The organism is Kitasatospora sp. NPDC088346 (assembly GCF_044740765.1).
In the GTDB taxonomy this organism is placed as follows: domain Bacteria; phylum Actinomycetota; class Actinomycetes; order Streptomycetales; family Streptomycetaceae; genus Kitasatospora.
The window spans coordinates 15,081-35,357 of the sequence record NZ_JBIURH010000038.1 but is presented as its reverse complement, the minus strand read 5'-3'; the positions used below and the strand labels follow the sequence as shown (position 1 = coordinate 35,357).

Sequence of the window (20,277 nt, the reverse complement as noted above, 5' to 3'; positions counted from 1 at the left end):
CTCGCGGGACCGCCGGCCCGGCTCCCGGTCACTCCCCCGCGGACGGACGGCCCCGCACCGACGGCCCCGGAGACGCCGGTGCCCGGGTGTGCGGGGAGCACACCCGGGCACCGGCCTCGGTAGGGGCGGTCAGTCCTGTTGCTGCTTCGCGTCGCGGAGTGCGAAGTACTCCGTGACGCCTGCGACGAACCGGCAGTCGCCGGTCTCCCGGTCCACGATCACCGGGAGGTTCCCGCCGACGCGCAGTCGCCCGCGCGAGTCGGGAACCGTCGGCAGGTAGCCGAAGACGTAGGCGCCCTCGACGGTGACCGTCTCGTCGATCCTCAGCCGGAACGCACGCTCGTCCCAGTTGCGGACCCGCTCACGGCAGTACGCTTCCGCCACCAGCCGTGCCGACTCCTGGTCCATGCTCACCATCCGCGTCCTTTCCTGACTCACCACCATGTGATCATCAGTTCGAGGTTCTGCCAGTCCGACGTCACGGCGTGCGTCTCACTCTGGTAGTCCAGGAATTTGATCACACCGGCGTCGTTCACCACGTTGAAGTAGTGGCCGACGTCGACGCCGTCGGTCCAGCCGAACACGATGCCACGGGTTCCGTAGCCGAGCACGGACAGCTGGTGCGCGATGTCCTCGGGGCCCTCGGTCAGGTGGAACAGGGAGTCGAACTTGTACTCCAGTTCCTCCGGGGCGAGGATCCCGCTGTCCCACGCCGTGGCACCGCTGTGGGTGCCCGCCAGCCGGCTGTCGCCGGCCTGGGCGCAGGCACCGCAGTTGTCGGTGTAACCGCCGGGGTTCGCCCCCGCCAGGGTGTCCTCCGCCTTGCCGGGCTTCGGTCCCTTCGGCGTGGACCCGCCGCCACCGCTGTCGGGCGCGCCGCCGCCGCTGGGACGCCCGGCGTCCTTGCCGGCCGCCGGCGTGTCGGACGCGGGAGCGCCCGGGTCGTCGCCGCCCTTGCCGGTGCCGGACTTCGGGCTGCTCGGCTTCTCCGTCTTCGGCGTGGTCGGTGTCGGGTCAGCCTTGGTGGTGGTGGGGAGGTCGTCGGAGAGCAGCTTCTTGACCGCGCTGACGATGTCCTCGCCGTCGGACACCGCCGCCTTGACCGCCTTGACGGCCTTGATGCCACCGCTGATCGCCTTGACGGCGCCGTAGCCGTCGATCGCGAACGAGCCGACGATGCCGGTCACCTGGCCCGCGAAGTACGACGTGGAACTGGTGTCCACGCCGAACAGGTCGGCCAGCGGCGAGTCGTCGACGTACCCGGTGTGCCCGAGCCGGAACGGGGACTCGTTGGAGTACCCGAACATGTCGTTGAACACCTGGTTGTCGCCGTTGGCGATGTCGGCGAACGAGTTCCAGCCGTCGGAGAGGGTGTTGACGCTCCACTGGTACGGGTCACCGACGATCGAGTCGCCGACGCCGGTGAAGAAGCTCCCGACGTCACCCCAGCTCCACCACAGGCCGTTGGGGTCGCTCCCGGACGTGGGGTTGCCGGCCGCGTAGCCGTAGCCGCCCATCTGGTTGGGATCGGTCGACTCGAAGACCGGGTCGACGGTGAGGAACCGTCCGACCACCGGGTCGTAGACCCGCACCCCGAGCAGGCCGAGCCCGCTGGTCACGTCCGAGGGCTTGCCGAGGAAGCCCCGGCTGTCGGCCCAGGCCGTCGGCACCGCGCCGCGCGGGTTGCCGTACGGGTCGTACGCGCGCCGGGCGACGGCCAGCGTGGCACCGTCCACCTGGAGCTGTGCGGTGCCGTGCGGGGTGGTCGGCTGGTAGTTGACGGTGCCGCCCGAGGAGCGGACGATCACCGTGCCGTCGGGGCTGCGGTAGTACCGCAGGCCGGTGACGGTCTTCTTGGCGGTGTCGAGGCTGAGCTGCTCCGCGCCGCCGAAGAGGTAGAGCTGGTTGGTCCCGGGGTTGCGCTGGATCAGCAGGCCGCCGTCGGCGTCGTAGAGGTAGCTCGCCTCCTTGCCGTTGGTGGTGACCGACTTGGTGCGGCCCTCCTCGTTGTACTCGAAGCCCTGGGTCGCGGTCCCCGGACCGGTCCGGGTCTTGGTGTTGCCCCCCGCGTCGTAGTCGGGCACGACGGTGGTGGAGCCGGACGGGCCGGCCGTGGTGACGGAGTTGGCCGCGTTGGGCTTCTTCGCCGGGCTCGTGCCGCCGCCCGGGTAGCCGATGCTCTGGGTGACGTCCTTGGCGGCCGCCCCCTTCACGTCGTGGTTGACCTGCTGGACCCGGTCACCGAGCTGGTTGAACTGCCAGTCCAGCCAGTACGGGGCCGGCCCGCCGATGGTGCTCGGCGACGGGGCCGCCGTGGTGCACTTGGCGAGCTGCCCGGCGGTGGCCGCGGTCAGGCCCTTGGTGTCCGTCCAGGCGGTGGTCAGCCGGTTCTGCGCGTCGTAGCCGAAGCACTGGGTGTCGGTCACCCGGTCCGTGCCGCCGCTCGACTGGACGTCGGAGACGGCGGTGACGCTCCCCGCCGCGTTGTAGCCGTAGGTGGTCGCCGAGACCGGGTTGGCCGTGTTGTTCTGCAGGGTGACCCGGTTGGTGGCCAGCCGGCCGGTGGCCTGGTCCCAGGTCTGCGCCGTCCGGAGCTGCTTGGACGGCGTGCCGATGGTGGTCTGCAGGACCTGGCCCTGCGGGCTGTAGGCGACGGTCGCGATGTACGGCCGGCTGGCCGTGCCCATCGCCACCAGCTTGCCCTGGAGGTTGTAGCCGTAGCCGACCGTCTCCGCGGGCAGGCCGCCCTCGGTGCCGAAGGTGGTCGACGCCAGCAGGCTCACCGTGCCGGTGTAGGACGCCCCCGTGGTGTACGTGCCGGCGAGCTTGCCCTCGGCGGAGGGGATCACCGTGGTCGAACCGGTCGGCTGGCCGACCGCGTTGTAGCCGTTGACCTTCTTGACGTAGGCGCTGCCGCCCTTGCCGCCCACGTAGCGGGTCGACACGGCCGGCAGGCCCTTGCCGAGCGAGTCGTAGGACCAGTCGGCGAGCAGCTTCGCCGGGTCACCCGGCGTCTCACCGCTGTACTCCCCGGTCTTGCGGCCGAGTTCGTCGTAGGTGTACGAGAGCACCTGGCCGCGGCCGTCCTTGACGGTCAGCACGTGACCGAGCGGGTCGTAGCTGCTGCTGGAGCTGCCGCTGTCCGGGTCGGTCTGGGCCACCGCCCGGCCCTGGAGGTCGTAGGTGTAGGACCAGGTGTTGCCCACCGTGTCCTTGACCGAGTCGACCTGCCCGCGGGCGGTGTAGGTGAAGGCGGTGGTGATGTCCGCGGGCGTGGCGTCCGCGGTTCCGGCCGACCAGATCTCGGCGTCGGTGCCGTCGTGCAGGGTGATCCGGCCGTCGCCGCGCACCTTGAGGTAGCCGCCGGTGTGCCCGCCGCTCCCGCTGGTCCAGAGCGTGGTCTTCCCGGTGGCGTCCAGCACCACGAGGCTGCCGTCGGCGAGCACGCTCGCGTACGCGCCGGGGTGGCCCGAAGTGCCCGAGGACCAGCGGGTCCTCCCGTCGGCCAGAGCTGTCAGCACCAGGTTGCCGTCGGCCTGCACGGCGAGTCGGACGCTGCGGGAGACCACCGACGTCCCGGAGGCGATCACGGTGCCGCCGGCGAGCTTGCGGTCCGGCGTGGTGTCACGCATGACGGTCGACGTCCTGCGGCCGAGCGCGTCGGTGTACGCCGTGCTCGCCTTGCCGCCGGGCGGCGGCGTGACGTCGACCCGGTCCACGCCCCGGTAGGCCGTGCTGGCCTGCCAGAGCGTGCTGGCGAAGGACACCTGCTGGACCGTGACCGGCCGGCCCTGGCCGTCGTAGGACGTCCGGGTCACCGCCGGGCCGGTCTTGTTGGTCTCCGCCCACATCGAGGTGCCCGGCGCGTTGGCCGCGTCGTGGTAGCTCGCGATGACGGAGGAGGTCCACCCGTGGGAGTCGTAGAAGGTCGAGGAGATCAGCCGGCCCGCCGAGTTGTCGGCGGTGGTGGTCTGGGTCTGCCTCGCCTGCAGCGTGCCGTCGTAGAACGCGACCTCGGTGCTGTAGGTCCCGTCCTCGCGCAGCGTCCTGGTGGTGACGGTGGACGGGTCCGGGCTGTCGCCGGCGCCGTGCACCGTGTAGGAGAAGGTCCGGTCGGGCGTCTGGTTCGCCTTGTTCCGGCCCGGCATCCACACCTTCACCCGGCGCCCGAGGGCGTCGTAGGCAGAGTCGGTGATCCGGCCGTTGACGTCCGTGGCGTGGGTGATCGAGCCGCGGCCCGGCGAGACCGTGCTGGTCGCCGTCCACTTCAGCGGGTTCTCGGTCGACACCGACGTCGGCAGGAGCCCGGTGGCCGGCAGGTACGTGGTCGCGGTGGTCTGCCCGGCCGCGTCCGTGCTGCGGCTGACCCGCCCGTAGCGGTCGTACGTCATCGCGCCGAGCACCTGGAAGCGCGGCTTGCCGGCCGCGTCGTAGTCGGTGACCGACTCGGTGGCGGTGACCAGGCCGAGCGACCCGGCACGCTGGCCGAGCCGACCGAGGGTGCCCGGGTTGGTGACGGTCCCGTCGCCGTCGTAGTAGACCCGCTTGTGGCTGAGCGTGGTGCTCTTCCCCGGCTTGGTGTCGCACGGGCCGGCGAGGCTGATCGTCTCCTTGGGGTAGACCAGCATCATCGGGTTGTCGGACGGCGCGTCCGCGTAGCTGGTGACGGTGCAGGTCCGCTGGGAGGGCACGGACAGGTCGCCCTGCTCGTCCGCCTTCCAGATCCGGCCCAGGTCGTCGAAGGTGGTGCTGCTCCGGGTGGTCCGCCAGGTCCTGTCGTCACTGAGCAGGCCGAGCGAACGGCTGCTGCTGGACTTCACCCGGCGCGACGTCATGTCCGGCAGCGTCGACAGCTTGTCCGGCTTCGGGTCCTCCGAGGTCCACGCGGTGCGGCCGGCGGTCGCCACGACCACCGAGTCCGGCGTGTCGGTCAGGGTCTTGGTGACGACGGTGCCGCCGGCCTTGGTAAAGCCCTGCTTCTCGTACGGGGTGCCGGCCAGCCACGCGCTGTCGGTGATCTCCTCGCCGAGCGAGTTCTTCACCTTGACGCTGCGCCGGGAGCCGTCCGCCTTGTAGTCGCCGTCCATGCCCTGGAGGTAGGAGACGGTGCTCTGGGTGATCGGGTCCGGGGCCGCGCCCGTCGTGGTGGTGACGGTCCGGAAACCGCGGAACTCGTTCCACGTCCGGTGCTTGTCGTCGGTCAGCTCGGAGTCGTCCCGGTGCCAGGCCGCGCCGTCGGAGTAGGCGTAGTTGGTCACCTTGGCGGGCGAGCCGGCCTTGGTCCGGTCACTGGAGGTGACCTGGGAGACCAGGGTCTTGTGGAACCAGTCCTCGATCGGGTCCTTGCCGCCCGGGGTGTTCCAGAAAACCTGGTAGCAGGCCATGGTGTTGGAGTCGGCCGAGGCCGGCATGGTCTTCTTCTCGCGCGAGCACTCCGGCGCCCGGTAGGTGACCGCGACCGACTCGCCGGTCTCGGTCTGCACGCTGGAGATCCGCGGGTGGTACAGCGGCGGCGCGGCCGGGGTGAGGCCGTCGACGCGGTTGTCCGTCTCGATGCCGACGAAGCTGACCGGGTCGAGGCTGATCTGGCCGTCGCCGCCGGCCGAGGTGTCCTTGCCGGTGTGGACGACCTCCGAGAGCCACATCACCGACTGCAGCGAACCGCTGGCCTTCGGGTCCTGGGTCTTGCCGGTGACCGGGTCGTAGGTGCCACCGGCGTCCGAGAAGACCTGCTTCAGCTCGTAGGTGTCGACGTCCTGCCAGCCGGAGGCCGTCCGGACCTTGGTGTCGATGCCCTTCAGGCGGTAGGTCTGCCAGAAGCTCGGCCCGGACATCAGGCAGACGCCGTCGGTGTCACCCTCCTCCCCGATCTTGGTCTTCCAGTCGGAGGGGCAGTTCAGGTCGTACGGGGTGTCCGGCCAGTTGGCGGCGGTGTCCGAGGAGAGGTTGCCGTCCTTGCAGACGGTGTCCGAGGTGGTGCAGCGCTGCGCCGTGCGGAAGACCACCTTGGCGGCCGGCTCGCGGCCCGCCCGGGCGTCCTCCAGCTGGTAGCCGTACGAGATCTGGGTGAGGTGGCCGCCCCGGGTGTACTTGGTGAGGGTGCCGCCCTTCTTGTCCTTGTCCTCGTCGGGGATCTGGCCGAAGCCCATGTTGTAGTAGTTGGACTCGGTCGCCCAGTCGTAGCGCTGCACGTTGCCGTGCGGGTCGACCACGAAGTCCAGGTTGAACCGGTAACCGACCGGCTTGTCGCACTGCGAGTCGTCGCCCTTGTCCGAACTGTGGCACGGGTCGCCGGACTTGGGATGGTAGACCGGGATGCCCCAGGCACTGTCGGTAGAGTCGTCCGCGGTGCCGCCGGGCGCGTGGTCGAGGCCGAGGTAGTAGGCGGTGCCGTCGGTCGTGGTGACCTTGAAGTACTCGCCCTGCCACAGGCCGTTGGTCGCGCCGGTCAGCCGCTCGATCCTGGTGCCGTCGTCGGTCTGGAGGTGGTAGACCCCGTCGGCGTCCCGCAGCAGCTGGCCGGTGTGGGTGCCCAGCGAGATCGTGGCGTTCCAGCCGGCCCAGCAGGAGTCGCCGGAGTCCTCGATGCCCTGGTCCTTGCAGCTCTTGTACGAGCGCTCGATGAAGCCGGGGCTGTACGACCAGCCGTCACCGATCCAGGACGACTGCGAGTTGCGGGCCGAGGTCTCGCCGTCGACCGACTGCGAGTCGTACGCGAGTCCGACGGTCGGCGCCGCACCGCCCAGCGACGGCGGCGCCGTGACCGGGTAGTGGTAGGTGAACGCGCCCGAGGCGGAGGCGGACCAGGCGCCCGAGGCGGACAGCGAGGTCGCGCCGTAGTCGCCCTGGGATCCGCTGCGGCCTCCCACCGCGGCCACCGCCACACCCCCGGAGGACTGCGCGGCCGCCACGGCCGACGGCGCCGCGAAGGCGCTACCCGTCTTCGCCGCACGGGAGTTGGCACCGGCGGCCGGCAGCGCGACGGTGCCGCTCAGCTTCCGCTTGACCGGGTCGTTGACCGCCTCGATCGGCGTACGGGTGCGGCAGGCGGCGAGCTGCGGGGTGGTGAGCGCGCACGCGGGCATCGCCACCAGCTGCAGCCGGGACGCCCAACCACCGCCGTACGCCTGCTCGATGGCGCCGTAGTCCAGCGAGACCGCGACGTTTCCGGTCTCCGCCCGGTCGTCCGACCGGTCCAGGCCGACCAGCAGGCCGTCCACGCCGGCCTTCTTGGCCTGGCCGCGGTCGGCGAGCTTCACTCGGACCGAGGAGACCTGGCTGATCGGCGCGACCGGCGACGCCAGCGACTTGGCCCGGGCGCCGAGCGCCGTGGGCACGGCGGGCGAGACCGAGACCGGCAGCCCGCCGGCCTTCGCCTCGCCGACGGGCGCCGCCAGGCTGCGCACCGCGGCGGTCCTCGCCAGGTCGACGGTGGCACTCGCGGCGGCCGGCCAGCGCACGGGCTTCACCACGTGCGGAACCAACTCCCGCGCCCCGGGCGGGATCGCGGGTGCCGGAAGGTCCGCCCCGCGGCGGCCCACCGGGGCGCCGGGGACCTTCGGCTGGTCGGGGAGCGGGTCGGCGCCCCAGACCTTGTCCGCGTACTGATATCCGCCGACGACGACGTCGGCGACGGCGAGCGGAGTCGCCAGCGAGAACACGGTGGCCGCCGCGATGGCGACGGTCCCCCGTCTCATCCAGGCCCGTTTCCGGGCACCGCGAATTCCACGCGGTCCTGCGTGCATGTGTGATCCCCCATGAGACATTCGAGCCAGCCGGCCATCTGACGAGCAGCCAGCTGACGGCACGTTCGGCCGACCGCACCGTATTGCCATGGGCAAGTCAGAGCAATACCCTTCCCCAGCAGCCACTCCGACCTCATCCGTCACACAAGCCCCGGAAAGCCTTCACAAGCGCCACCAGGGCTGGTAAATGGCTGCAATTCCGACACGCGGTGGGGGACCGCGGGGACGCCGTCCTGTGAGAAGAAACACAGCGGCGCCCGGGCTCGCCCGCCAGAGGTCCCTGAAAGGGCGATCCATGGGGGAACACCTTCGCGCCCGGAGAAATCCGACGCGCACACTGACACGCCGCCTGGCGTTGTCGGCGGCGATCACCGGCCTGCTGCTCACGAGCGCCGGGCCGGCGCTCGCGGACGATCCGGCACCCGCCGGATCCGCGGGCCCGGCGGCCCCGGCGGCCGACTCGCCGCTGGCGGCCGCCAAGGCCGAGGCCGCACGGACCGGCGGACCGGTCACCGTCGACAGCCTGACCACCGAGACCGCGCAGACCGTCGCCAACGCCGACGGCACCTTCACCGTCACCACGCACCTGCAGCCCGCCCGGGTGCGCAAGGACGGGCACTGGAAGGACGTCGACGCCTCCCTCACCAGGAACGGCGACGGCACCCTCTCCCCCGCGGCCACCCCCTCCGGGCTGGCCCTCTCCGGCGGCGGCGGCGGACCGCTGGCCACCCTCACCGACCCGGACGGGCGCAGGCTCTCCTACACCCTCCCCTTCCCGCTCCCCGCACCGGTGGTGAGCGGCAGCACCGCGCAGTACAACGGCGTTCTGCCGGGCGTCGACCTCAAGGTCACCAGCACCGACCAGGGCGGCTTCCACGAGGTCCTGATCGTCCACGACGCCAGGGCCGCGGCCGACCCGGCGCTCGCCGCGCTCAGACTGACCACCACCGTCAGCGACGGCCTGTCGCTCAGCGCCGACCAGGACGGCCGGGTGGCGGTCACCGCCGCCGACGGCAGCGCGGTCTTCCGCTCGCCGACCCCGCTGATGTGGGACTCGGCCACGGCCGCCGCCGCACCTTCACCGGCCGCCGGATCACCGGCCGCCGCCCCGAACGCCACGGCTCCGAAGGCCGCCGCTCCGAAGGCCGCCGCGAAGGCCGCACCGCGGGCCGCGGCGCCCGCCGACGGCGCCCCCACCGACGGCGTCCCCACCGGCACCGTCCCCGCCACGGTCTCCACCGCCGAGCAGCCGGGCAGCTCGGCCCAGGTGAAGCGGATCGTCGTGACCCACCAGGCCAACACCCTCACCCTGGTGCCGGACGCCGGGCTGCTGGGCGGCCCCGGTACCGTCTGGCCGCTGTACATCGACCCCTTCACCAGCCCGATCACCAGCAAGAAGAGCCACTACGTCACCGTCAAGGAGGGCTGCGCGAGCCAGAGTCCCTACGACGACGCGCAGGACAACGGCGAGGGCGTCGGCTACCAGCGCTGGCAGGACTGCTTCGGCCTCAACCGCGCCTACTTCGAGCTGAACATCGCCGGCCTCGACAAGAAGATGGTGATCTCCAAGTCGGTGGTCCACCTGACCTCGACCTACGGGGCCTCGTTCGACTGCGACAACGAGACCAGCGTGAAGCTCGCGACCGTGACCTCGATCGGCGGCTCCACCAGCTGGAACAACCAGCCCGACATCACCGGTGACGGCTACATCGGCGGCACCCAGAAGGTCAAGAGCTCCAACATCAGCCAGAAGTGCGGCAACCACGACGTCAACTTCGACGTCACCGGCCAGATCCGCAAGCTCTCCGGCGTCAAGGACAGCTGGACCTTCGGGCTCTGGGGCAACGAGTCCAAGTCGAGCAGCAACAACGACTTCGTCCGCTTCGCCAACAACCCCTACCTGACCACGGTGTTCGACATCGCCCCCGAGGTGCCGGACAACCTGGGCACCACCCCGGCCACCCGGGCCCCCGCCAGCAACGGCTGCGGCGGTGCGGCGGACGGCTGGATCGGGCAGTCCGGCCTGGCCGGGGACGCCTCCGACATCACGCTCAACGCCCACCTCGACACCGAGATGAGCGGCGTCAACCTGCGTGCCCGGTACGAGGTCTGGGACACCAAGACGGCGGCCGCCGACGGCGGATCGACCGACAAGAGCGCCCCGGTCAGCGGCTGGATCAGCGACGGCGGCACCGCCCGGCCCAACATCGGCTTCAAGGTCGCCGACGGCCACCAGTACGGCTGGCACGTCAAGGCCGAGGACGGCACCCTGGCGAGCGCCTGGTCCGCCAACTGCTACTTCAAGGTCGACCTGGCCGCGCCCGCCATCCCCTCCTTCACCGACTCGCCGGTCTTCCCGCCGCTCGGCGGCGACAAGGCGCCCACCGGCCACGCCGGTGACACCGGCGTCAAGATCACGGTGACCTCCAACGACCCGACCCCCACCGGCTGCACCCGGGGCAGCTGCGTCAGCAGCGGCGTCGACCGCTTCGAGTACTCGCTGGACTCCACCATCCCGGCCAACGGCGCCACGTCGGTCAACGCCGTGGCCACCACCGGCGGCAGCGCCACCGCCGAGGTCCCGATCGTGCTGAGCGCCGCCCAGTGGGGCGCGCACACCCTGTTCGTCCGGGCCGTGGACAACGCCGGCAACTCGCAGGGCACCGTGGGCCAGTACAGCTTCTTCGCGCCCTGGAACCCGGCCACCAAGGTCACCGCCGGCGACGTCGACGGTGACGCGGTGCCCGACCTGCTCGCCCCGACCACCGACGGCGACCTCGTCCTGGTGCGGGGCGACGCCGACCCGGCCGCGCCGCCGGTCACCGCCTCCGCCAAGGCCCAGAGCCCGGACGGGACCGGGTGGGACAACTACCTGGTCGCCCACCGGGGGACGGCCACCGGCACCACCGTGGACGACGTGTTCGCCTACTCGACGTCGACCCACGAGCTGTACCTGTACCAGAACGACGCCGTGACGGCGGGCGGCACGACGGGCCGCTTCACCCTCACCCAGAACGTGGTGCCGATCCGCAACTCGGCCTCCTGCCCGGCCAGGGGATCGGACGGCACCTGGAAGAACGTCACCCAGATCCTCGCCCCCGGCAAGCTCGCCCAGCTCGCCGACGCACCCGACCTGATCACCGTCGACAAGGGCGAACTCTGGTACTTCCCGGGGACGTTCCTGGCCGGCTGCAACCTCGGGGCCGGCGTGCGGATCGGCACCGGCGACTGGTCCGACACCACCCTGCTCGCCCCCGGCACGGTGGGCGGCGTGCCGACCCTGTGGGCCCGGGACAACTCCACCGGCGCGGTCAGCAGCTTCCCGCTGACCTTCGCGGCCGGCGTGCCGACCACGAGGATCGCCGCACCGACCCACGCGCCGCTGGTCTCCGGCGTGCTGGACACCGCCGACAAGAACCTCTGCCTGGACATCGCCGGCGGCAACACCGCCAACGGCACCGTGGCGTGGATGTACACCTGCAACGGCACCGACGCGCAGCAGTTCGCGCTCGGCACCGACGGCAGCGTCCACGTGCTCGGCAAGTGCCTGGACGTCCAGAAGGGCAACACCGCCAACGGCACCCCGGTGCAGCTGTACCAGTGCAACGGCACCGGCGCCCAGGCGTGGGTCGCGGGCCCGTACCCGGGCACGCTGAAGAACCCGCAGTCGGACCGCTGCCTGGCCGACCCGGCGAGCAACCGCAACCCGCGCACCCCGGTCGTGATCTGGGACTGCATGAACATCCCCGACCAGAAGTGGGCCGCCACCAGCGGAAACGTGCTGCCCGCCGCCCAGAAGGTGCTGCCGCTCGGCGTCGGCGAGCGGGACAACCCGGCCGTCGCCTCCCCGGGCGACGTGCAGGGCACCGGGTTCCCGGCGCTCTACGCCGGCTCCCGGTCCGGCCGGCTGACCGAGTACCCGGGTGCGGCGCCGGCCGGCGGCCTCGCCCAGTTCGGCGCACCGGTCAGCATCGGCAACGTCCGCCAGCCGTCGGCCTGGTGGAAGCTGGACAGCACCGCGGACGGCATCCGCCCCACCGGTGAGCTGACCCTCAACGGCGGCGCCAAGGTCGGGGCCGACCCTGCCCGCGGCGGGGCGCTGACCCTCAACGGCTCCACCGCGTACGCCGCGACCGCAGGCCCGGCGCTGGACACCAGCCGGAGCTACACGGTGTCGGCCTGGGTGAAGCTCACCAGCCTCACCGACAACTCCACCTTCGTCTCGCAGTCCGGCACCAACGCCAACGCCCTCCAGCTGTACTACTCCAGCGGGGCCCACGCGTTCGCGTTCGGCCACGCCCATGCCGACGACACCACCGGCGCCTTCAGCAGCGCCTACGGGCCCACCACCGGCGCGTCCGCTCCGAAGACCAACACCTGGTACCACCTGGTGGGCGTCTACGACGCGGACTCCGCCGACCTGCGCCTGTACGTCGACGGCGAGTCCGCCGGCGCCGCCGACTACGCGGGCACCGCGTGGAACGCCACCGGCCCGCTCCAGCTCGGCCGCCGCCTCTACAAGGGCGGCTACGGCGAGTACGCGGCCGGCCAGATCGCCGACGTCCAGCTCTTCCCCGAGGCCCTCACCCCGATCGGGGTCGCCTCGCTCGACGGGAAGCGGCCGGTCCCGACCCGGCTGAGCTGAGGCCGGAGCCGGTCGACCGAAGCGGCCCGTCCACCCCTGCCGGGGGTGGACGGGCCGTTCGGCGTTCCGGAGCGGTCGAGGCTCCCCGGGCCCGGTCCGAACGGCGTCAGGGCGCGTCGTCAGGCCTGACCGGTCGGCCGCAGTTCGCGTTCGAGGGCGGACAGGGCGAACGCGTGCGCGGAGGCGTGCTGCCAGCGCGACCGGCCGAACATCACGTCTCCGGAGAGCCCGTTGAGCATGGCCACGGCCCTGATGACGAACTCGGAAGGGTCCACCTCGGCGAAGTGTCCCAGCGCCTGTCCCTCACGGAGGACGGCTTCCAGACGCTCCTCCCAGGCGTCGGACAGCTCGGTGAGGAGTCGCCGGCCGGCGTCGTCGTGGCGCTGGGCCAGCACCTGTGTCCACAGCGCGTAGCGTTCGTCGCCCTCGTGGCGGGGCAGGTAGAAGCGGACGAACAGCGCCAGCTTCTCGGCGGGGGACGCGGCCTCGTCCGCGGCCCGCTGGAACCGGTCGCCGAGGTCCGCCTCGCTCCAGACGAGGACTTCGAGCAGGAGGCGGTCCTTCCTGCCGAAGTGGTACAGGATGTGCCCGGTGCTCATGCCGGCCCGCTCGGCGATGTCCGACATCCGCACGGCCGCGGTGCCCTTCTCGGCGATGGCGCTGATCGCGGCCCGCATCGCCCGGCCCCGCGCCTCGTCGCCGCTGGGCTGGCGCTTCCTGTCGAACGGGGCCCGAGACGTGGGCTCGGACTCTGGCGTCGGCATGGGCTCATCTCGATTCCGGGGATCTAGATCTGTAGTCTAGACTGAAAATCTAGTCAGTGCACCGGGGACACGGCAGCCGCGCGCGATCGGTTCGACGCCCAGCGGTTCGCCGGTCCGACCCGACCACCCAGGAGGCACCCGTATGACGCGCGGATTCGACGTCGTGGAGACCGGCATCGCCGACCTGCGCGCGGCGCTGGAGAAGGGCGAGACCACCGCGGTCGGGCTGCTCGACGCCTACCTCGCGCGGATCGACGCGTACGACCGGCCCGGTACCGCCACCGCGCTCAACGCGATGGTGGTGATGAACCCGGACGCCCGCGCCGAAGCGGAGGCCTCCGACGCACGCCGCGCGCGCGGCGAGACGCTCGGCCCACTGGACGGCATTCCCTACACCGCGAAGGACAGCTACCTCGCGAAGGGACTGACCGCCGCGGCCGGCTCCCCCGCCTTCGAGCACCTCGTCGCCCAGCACGACGCCTTCGCCGTCGAGCGGCTGCGCGCGGGCGGAGCCGTCCTCATCGGACTGACCAACATGCCGCCGATGGCCAACGGCGGCATGCAGCGCGGCGTGTACGGCCGCGCGGAGAGCCCGTACAGCGCCGACTGGCTCACCAGCGCGTACGGCTCCGGCTCCTCCAACGGCTCGGGCACCGCGACCGCCGCGTCGTTCGGCGCGTTCGGCCTCGGCGAGGAGACCTGGTCGTCGGGCCGGGCCCCCGCGTCGAACAACGCGCTGTGCGCCTACACCCCCAGCCGCGGCGTGATCTCGGTGCGCGGCAACTGGCCGCTCGTACCGACCATGGACGTCGTCGTCCCGCACACCCGCACCATGGCCGACCTGCTCGAACTGCTCGACGTCGTCGTGGCCGACGACCCGGACACCCGCGGCGACCTGTGGCGCGCACAGCCGTGGGTGCCGCTCCCCGCACCGTCGCAGGTGCGCCCCGCCTCGTACCCGGCACTCGCGCCCGCCGACGCCCCGACGGCCCGCGCGGCGCTCGCCGGCAAGCGCGTCGGCGTACCCAGGATGTACATCAACGCCGACCCCGACGCCGGGACCAACCCCGACGGCGGCATCGGCGGCCAGACCGGCCGGCGGATCGACACCCGCCCCTCGGTGATCGCCCTGTGGGAAGCCGCCCGCCGCGACCTGGAGGCCGCCGGCGCCGAGGTGGTCGAGGTCGACTTCCCCGTCGTGTCGAACTACGAGTCCGACCGCCCCGACGCGCCCTCGCTGTTCACCCGAGGCCTGGTCGGCCGCGACTTCCTCACCGTCGAGATCGAGGACCTGTCCGCCTGGGCGTGGGACGACTTCCTGCGCGCCAACGGCGACCCGGCGCTCGCCACCCTGGCCGAGGTCGACGGCGACCGCATCTGGCCCATGCAGCAGGGCGAACTCCCCGACCGCTACACCGGATTCGACGACACGATCGGCGACTACCCGCGCCTCGTGCGCGAGCGCCCGTACCCGTCCTTCACCGAAATGCCGCACCTCGAAGAGGGGCTGCGCGGGCTGGAGGAGACCCGCCGGGTCGACCTGGAGCTGTGGATGGACGAACTGCGCCTGGACGCGGTGGTGTTCCCCGCGGTCGCCGACGTGGGACCGGCGGACATGGACGTCTCCGAGGCGTCCGCCGACCTCGGCTGGCGCAACGGCGTCTGGGTCGCGAACGGCAACCTGGTCCCCCGCCACCTCGGTATCCCGACGGTGACCGTGCCCATGGGCACCATGGCGGACACCGGCATGCCCGTCGGGCTGACCTTCGCCGGCCGCGCCTACGACGACAACGCCCTGCTGACCCTCGGCGCGGCCTTCGAGGCGACGGGCAGCCGGCGCACGGCACCGCCGCGCACCCCGAGGCTGCCGGCGCGGTGACGTGACGGTGCCCCCGCACGCCGCGCGCGGTCGTGCGGGGGCACCCGGCGGCTCGGCGCCCGGTCGGGGAACGGCGGGGTGGCGCCCGGGCCGGTACCGCCGGGCACCCCGGGGATTCACCCCTCCTCGGCCTCGAAGGTCCGCAGCAACTCGGCGGCCACGCTCACGGCGATCGTGGCCGGTTCCTTGCCGGTGAGACCCGCCAGCCCGATCGGTGTCCTGATCCGGTCGATGGCGGCCTCGTCGTGGCCGCCCTCCGCGGCGAGGCGCCTGCGGAACCGCGCCCACTTGGCGGCCGACCCGATCAGCCCGACGGATCCGAGCCGGGGCGTGCGCAGGGCGGCGTCGCACAGCGCCGCGTCCTCGGCGTGGTCATGAGTCATGATCAGGACGTGGGTGCCGGGCGGCAGCTCCTCCAGCACCGCCTCCGGGAGCAGCAGGGGGTGGTGCACCCGTACCTGCGCCACCGAGTCGGCCAGGACGTCGAGCCGCTCCTCGGTGAGGACGTCGGGGCGGGTGTCGATCAGGTGGAGGTCGAGGTCCTGACGGGCGAGTACGCGCGCCAGTTCCAGCCCGACGTGACCGACCCCGAAGATCGCCACCGCCGGCACCACCGGCAGCGGATCGAGCAGGACCGAGACCGTGCCGCCGCAGCACTGGACGCCGTGCCGGTTGACCGCCTTGTCGTTCAGGGCGAAGTCGATCAGCTCGGGCCCGGGTCGGGCCGCCGCGATCAGCTCCCTGGCCCGGTCGATCGCGACCGCCTCCACGTTGCCACCGCCGATCGATCCCCAGGTCGCGTTCTCCCCCACGACGAGCTTCGCACCGGCTTCGCGCGGGGCGTGGCCGCGCGCGGTCGCGACCGTCACCAGAACGCCGGGTTCCCGGCGGCTCCGCAGCCTCGCCACCGCGGCGAACCACGTCATGTCAGGCACCGGCCGGGGCGTGGGCACCGGCCTGCGCGGCGGCGCCGGCGAGGTGCGCCCCGCCGGCCGCCCCGCCGCCGACCGCCCCGTCCTCGACCGGTCCGTCCTCCACCGCCCCGGCGGGGCGGCGGCCGTCGCGAACGGCACCGCCCCGGCGGGCCGCCTCGATCGCCCAGTACACCGCCTCCGGCGTCGCGGGCGAGGCGAGCTCGACGGCCGCCCCGTCCGGCCCGAACGCGGCGGCGGCCTGCCGCAACGCCTCTCTGACCGAGAACGCCAGCATCACCGGAGGTTCCCCGACCGCCTTCGACCCGTACACCGCGCCTTCCTCGGAGGCGTTCTCCAGCAGGGTGACGTGGAACTCCTCGGGCATCTCCGAGAAGCTCGGCAGCTTGTAGGTGCTCGCGGCCTGGGTCAGCAGCCGGCCCCGGTGCGGCCCGTCGCCGTGGTCCCAGCGCAGGTCCTCCAGCGTCAGCCAGCCCGCGCCCTGGACGAACCCGCCCTCGACCTGGCCGATGTCGATCATCGGGGACAGGCTGTCGCCGACGTCGTGCACGATGTCCACCCGTCGGATGCGGTACGCGCCGGTGAAGCCGTCCACCTCCACCTCGGTCGCGGCGGCCCCGTGGGCGAAGTACTTGAACGGCGAGCCCCGGAACGACACCGCGTCCCAGTGCAGGCCCTCGGTCCGGTAGAAGCCGGCCGCCGACAGCTGGACCCGCTGGAGGTACGCGGTGCGCACCAGGTCGTCCCAGGCCAGCTCGTCCCCGCCGCCCAGGGCCCGGGCGACGCCCTCGACGATGCGCACGTCCGAGGCGCTGACGCCGAGCCGGGTGGCGGCCACCCGCAGCAGCCGCTCGCGCAGTTGCTCGCAGGCGTCCTTCACGGCCGCACCGTTGAGGTCCGTACCGGCGCTGGCCGCCGTGGCGGAGGTGTTGGGGACCTTGTCGGTCCGGGTCGGGGCCAGCCGCACCTTGTGCAGCGCGATGCCCAGGGTGGTCGCGGCCACCTGCAGCATCTTGGTGTGCAGGCCCTGGCCCATCTCGGTGCCGCCGTGGTTGATCAGGACCGAGCCGTCCTTGTAGACGAGCACCAGCGCACCGCCCTGGTTGAAGGCGGTGAGGTTGAACGAGATGCCGAACTTGAGGGCGGTGACCGCCAGCGCGCGCTTGGTGTGCGGGTGTGCGGCGTTGAAGGCGGCGATCTCCCGGCGGCGGCCGGCGGTGCCGGCGTTCTCCTGGACCTGCCGCCAGACCGCGGTGATGCGTTCGGGGTGCACGACCGGCTGCCCGTACGGGGTCGACTGGCCCTTCCGGTAGAAGTTGCGCTCGCGCAGGTCCATCGGGTCCAGGCCGAGCAGGGGCGCGCAGCGGCCCATGATGTCCTCGATCACCAGCATGCCCTGCGGGCCGCCGAAGCCGCGGAACGCCGTGTTGGAGACCTTGTTGGTCCTGGCCACCCGACCGGTGACGCGCGCGTTGGGGATCCAGTAGGTGTTGTCGATGTGGCACAGCGCGCGGGCGACCACCGGCTCGGACAGGTCCAGGCTCCAGCCGCCGTCGGCGGTCAGGGTGGCGTCGAGGGCCCGGATGCGGCCGTCGGCGTCGAACCCGATCCTCCAGGCCGCGTGGAACCCGTGCCGCTTGCCGGACATGGTCAGGTCCTGGGTCCGGTTGAGCCGTACCCGCACCGGCCGGCCGGTGAGCCTGGCGCCGAGCGCCGCGATCGCCGCGAACCCGTGCGGCTGCATCTCCTTGCCGCCGAACCCGCCGCCCATCCGCAGGCACTGCACGGTCACCTCGTGGCTGTGCAGGCCGAGTACGTGCGCGACGATCTCCTGGGTCTCGGAGGGGTGTTGGGTGCTGCTCTGCACGAACATCTGCTCCGCCTCGTCGACGTAGGCCAGCGCGGCGTGCGTTTCGAGGTAGAAGTGCTCCTGGTCGGAGAACTGGAGCTCCCCGGTGAAGACGTGGGCGGACTCGGCGAAACCCGCCTCGACGTCGCCGCTCTCCATCACGGGCCGGGCGCCGTGGAAGCTGCCGGCCTCGATCGCCTCCCGCAGCGTGATCAGGGAGGGCCGTTCGTCGAGTTCCACCTCGACGGCCGCCGCGCCGAGTCGGGCGGCCTCCAGGGTCTCGGCGAGCACCCAGGCGACCGCGTGGCCGTGGAACATCACCTCGTCGGGGAAGAGCGGCTCGTCGTGCTTCATCCCCGCGTCGTTGACGCCGGGCACGTCGGCGGCGGTCAGCACGCGGACGACCCCGGGGACGGCGAGCGCGGGCCCGGTGCGCAGCGCGACGATCCTGCCGCGGGCCGTGGCGGCCTGGACGGGGTGGGCGTGCAGCACGTCCTTGGTGCGGTGGACCAGGTCGTCCGTGTAGAGGGCGGCGCCCGTGACGTGCAGGGCGGCGCTCTCGTGCGGGACGGGGACACCGACCACGCCCTTCGCCGGGCGTTCGGACAGCGAACTCATGACGACACCTCCCCGGTGGTCCGTGCGTACAGTCTCAGCAGGCTCTGGCCGAGCATCGCGGAGCGGTACCCGGCGCTGGCGCGGTGGTCGTCCATGGGTGTGCCCTCCCCGCTCAGCACCCGGGCGGCGGCCTCCACGGTCCGCACCGACCACGGCTGCCCCTCCAGGGCCGCCTCGGTGGCGCGGGCGCGGACCGGGGTGGCGGCGACGCCGCCCAGACCGATGCGGGCCCGGCGGACGGTCCCGTCCGCGATGTCGAGGGCGAAGGCGACCGCCACGCTGGAGATGTCGTCGAAGCGCCGCTTGGCGATCTTGTGGAAGGCCGTGACCGGTGCCATCGGCAGCGGGACGCGTACCGCGCGGATCAGCTCGCCGGGGCGGCGCACGCTCTGCCGGTAGCCGGTGAAGTAGTCCGCCAGCGGGACCTCGCGCTCACCGTCGGCGTCGGCGAGCAGCACGGACGCCTCCAGCGCGAGGAGCACCGGAGGGCTGTCGCCGATCGGGGAACCGGTCCCCAGGTTGCCGCCGAGGGTGGCGCTGTTGCGGACGAGCCGGGACGCGAACTGCGGGAACAGCTCCGCCAGCAGGGGAACGCGCCCGTCCAGCCGTCGTTCGATCTCGGTGAGGGTCAGCGCCGCCCCGATCTCGATGCGGTCGGACTCGACGCGCAGTTCACGCAGTTCGGGCAGCCGGTCGACGGCCACCACGCAGTCCGCCCGCCGGGACCGGATGTTCACCTCGACACCCCAGTCGGTGGATCCGGCGACCACGACCGCCTCGGGCCGCTCGCGCAGCAGGCGCAACGTCCCGTCCAGGGTGCTCCTGCGCAGGAACGAGCCCCCGTCCCGGACGTACTCGGACGCGACGGGCGCGGGCGGGGCCTGTGCGCGGCGCCGGGCCAGCGGGTCGTCGTCGGCGGGCGTGCCCACCGCGAACGCGGCATCACGGATCGGGCGGTAGCCCGTGCACCGGCACAGGTTCCCGCTCAGCGCGTGCAGGTCGAACCCGTTCGGGCCGTGCTCGGCGCAGGCGGACGGCGGCTCGGGTGCGCGGCGGTCGGGCCGGTAGTACTCGGCGGCCATGCTGCAGACGAATCCCGGTGTGCAGTAGCCGCATTGGGAGCCGCCCCGGGCCGCCATCTCCTGCTGCACCGGGTGCAGGACGGGCGGCGTACCGGGCTCCCCGGCGACCGCGAGCCCTTCGGAGGTGACGATCTCCTGGCCGTCGAGCGCGGCGACCGGCAGCAGGCAGGCGTTGACCGCCACCCAGTCGGTGGGGCTGGCCACCCCGGGACGGGCCACCAGGACCGCACAGGCTCCGCACTCGCCCTCGGCGCACCCCTCCTTGGCGCCGGTCAGTCCGCGCTCGCGCAGGAACTCCAGCACGGTGGTGTGCGACGGGGCGGGCGAGATCGGTGTCTGCCTGCCGTTGACCGTGATCCGCGCCGGTACCGGGACCGGCTCGCGTTCTCCGGCGCGACCGGTCACCTCATGCTGCTGTGCCAATGTCAGGCAACTTTCTGTACTCGGAGGCGCCGAGGGCGGCCCACGGGCGCGATCGACGCACCACGGCGACGTGCCGACGGACGGGACGGGAAACCCCGTCACACACCAACGAGCGGACACATCAGAACGGTGCTCCGGGGTCTGTCCGACGATGCGCGCCGCCCGGACGCGCCACTCCCCGGGCCGCGGGCCGGGGGACGACGACCGGCGTCGCGCGCACGGCGCGCATCGTCGGACAGGGCCGAGGCCTAGCAGCCGTGCGCGATCCGACCCGGAACCCAGACGGTGCAGCGGGCGAGGCGGCCGAGATCGGAGCAGGTGTACATCCTCCGGTCGCCTC

Annotated in this window: 8 protein-coding genes; 2 read left to right on the top strand and 6 right to left on the bottom strand. The window is 72.4% G+C overall.

Annotated elements, in window-relative coordinates; translation table 11 throughout:
* Nucleotides 1-129: 129 nt before the first annotated feature.
* Nucleotides 130-417 carry a hypothetical protein gene (locus tag ACIOFR_RS32090; RefSeq protein ID WP_401002754.1) on the bottom strand — a complete coding sequence of 96 codons (288 nt, stop codon included), beginning with the start codon at nt 415-417 and terminating at the stop codon, nt 130-132.
* A gap of 17 nt (nt 418-434) precedes the next feature.
* Nucleotides 435-7,697, bottom strand: coding sequence for an RHS repeat-associated core domain-containing protein (locus ACIOFR_RS32085; protein WP_401002753.1), 7,263 nt, complete (start codon nt 7,695-7,697; stop codon nt 435-437).
* A 343-nt stretch (nt 7,698-8,040) separates the two neighbouring features.
* Between ACIOFR_RS32085 and ACIOFR_RS32080 the strand changes: the two genes are divergently transcribed.
* On the top strand, nt 8,041-12,390 hold the full coding sequence (locus ACIOFR_RS32080; protein WP_401002752.1) for a LamG-like jellyroll fold domain-containing protein: 4,350 nt from the start codon (nt 8,041-8,043) through the stop codon (nt 12,388-12,390).
* A gap of 119 nt (nt 12,391-12,509) precedes the next feature.
* Here ACIOFR_RS32080 and ACIOFR_RS32075 read toward each other — a convergent pair whose 3' ends face one another.
* Nucleotides 12,510-13,154 (bottom strand): TetR/AcrR family transcriptional regulator, encoded by a 645-nt coding sequence (locus ACIOFR_RS32075; RefSeq protein WP_401002751.1) that lies wholly within the window; start codon nt 13,152-13,154, stop codon nt 12,510-12,512.
* A gap of 142 nt (nt 13,155-13,296) precedes the next feature.
* Between ACIOFR_RS32075 and ACIOFR_RS32070 the strand changes: the two genes are divergently transcribed.
* Complete coding sequence (locus tag ACIOFR_RS32070) at nt 13,297-15,033, top strand: amidase (RefSeq protein WP_401002750.1); 1,737 nt, start codon at nt 13,297-13,299, stop codon at nt 15,031-15,033.
* Nucleotides 15,034-15,149: 116 nt separating this feature from the next.
* On the opposite strand, the gene xdhC is transcribed toward ACIOFR_RS32070, so the two are convergent.
* The 3 genes from xdhC to ACIOFR_RS32055 are packed head-to-tail and all read right to left on the bottom strand — an operon-like array spanning nt 15,150 to nt 19,937.
* Nucleotides 15,150-15,959, bottom strand: a complete 810-nt coding sequence (gene xdhC / locus ACIOFR_RS32065) for a xanthine dehydrogenase accessory protein XdhC (RefSeq protein ID WP_401002749.1) — start codon at nt 15,957-15,959, stop codon at nt 15,150-15,152.
* A 1-nt stretch (nt 15,960) separates the two neighbouring features.
* Entirely contained in the window at nt 15,961-18,432 is a 2,472-nt protein-coding gene (gene xdhB / locus ACIOFR_RS32060; RefSeq protein ID WP_401002748.1) for a xanthine dehydrogenase molybdopterin binding subunit, read from the bottom strand.
* Nucleotides 18,429-19,937, bottom strand: a complete 1,509-nt coding sequence (locus ACIOFR_RS32055) for a xanthine dehydrogenase small subunit (protein WP_401002747.1) — start codon at nt 19,935-19,937, stop codon at nt 18,429-18,431. The genes xdhB and ACIOFR_RS32055 overlap by 4 nt, the downstream gene beginning before the upstream one ends.
* Nucleotides 19,938-20,277 lie beyond the last annotated feature (340 nt).

What these genes read in the sequence shown, in the direction of transcription:
- ACIOFR_RS32075 (WP_401002751.1), bottom strand. Translation starts at nt 13,154, where the DNA reads ATGCCGACGCCAGAGTCCGAGCCCACGTCTCGGGCCCCGTTCGACAGG.
- ACIOFR_RS32070 (WP_401002750.1), top strand. Translation starts at nt 13,297, where the DNA reads ATGACGCGCGGATTCGACGTCGTGGAGACCGGCATCGCCGACCTGCGC.
- ACIOFR_RS32085 (WP_401002753.1), bottom strand. Translation starts at nt 7,697, where the DNA reads ATGAGACGGGGGACCGTCGCCATCGCGGCGGCCACCGTGTTCTCGCTG.
- ACIOFR_RS32080 (WP_401002752.1), top strand. Translation starts at nt 8,041, where the DNA reads ATGGGGGAACACCTTCGCGCCCGGAGAAATCCGACGCGCACACTGACA.
- xdhC (WP_401002749.1), bottom strand. Translation starts at nt 15,959, where the DNA reads ATGACGTGGTTCGCCGCGGTGGCGAGGCTGCGGAGCCGCCGGGAACCC.
- xdhB (WP_401002748.1), bottom strand. Translation starts at nt 18,432, where the DNA reads ATGAGTTCGCTGTCCGAACGCCCGGCGAAGGGCGTGGTCGGTGTCCCC.
- ACIOFR_RS32090 (WP_401002754.1), bottom strand. Translation starts at nt 417, where the DNA reads ATGGTGAGCATGGACCAGGAGTCGGCACGGCTGGTGGCGGAAGCGTAC.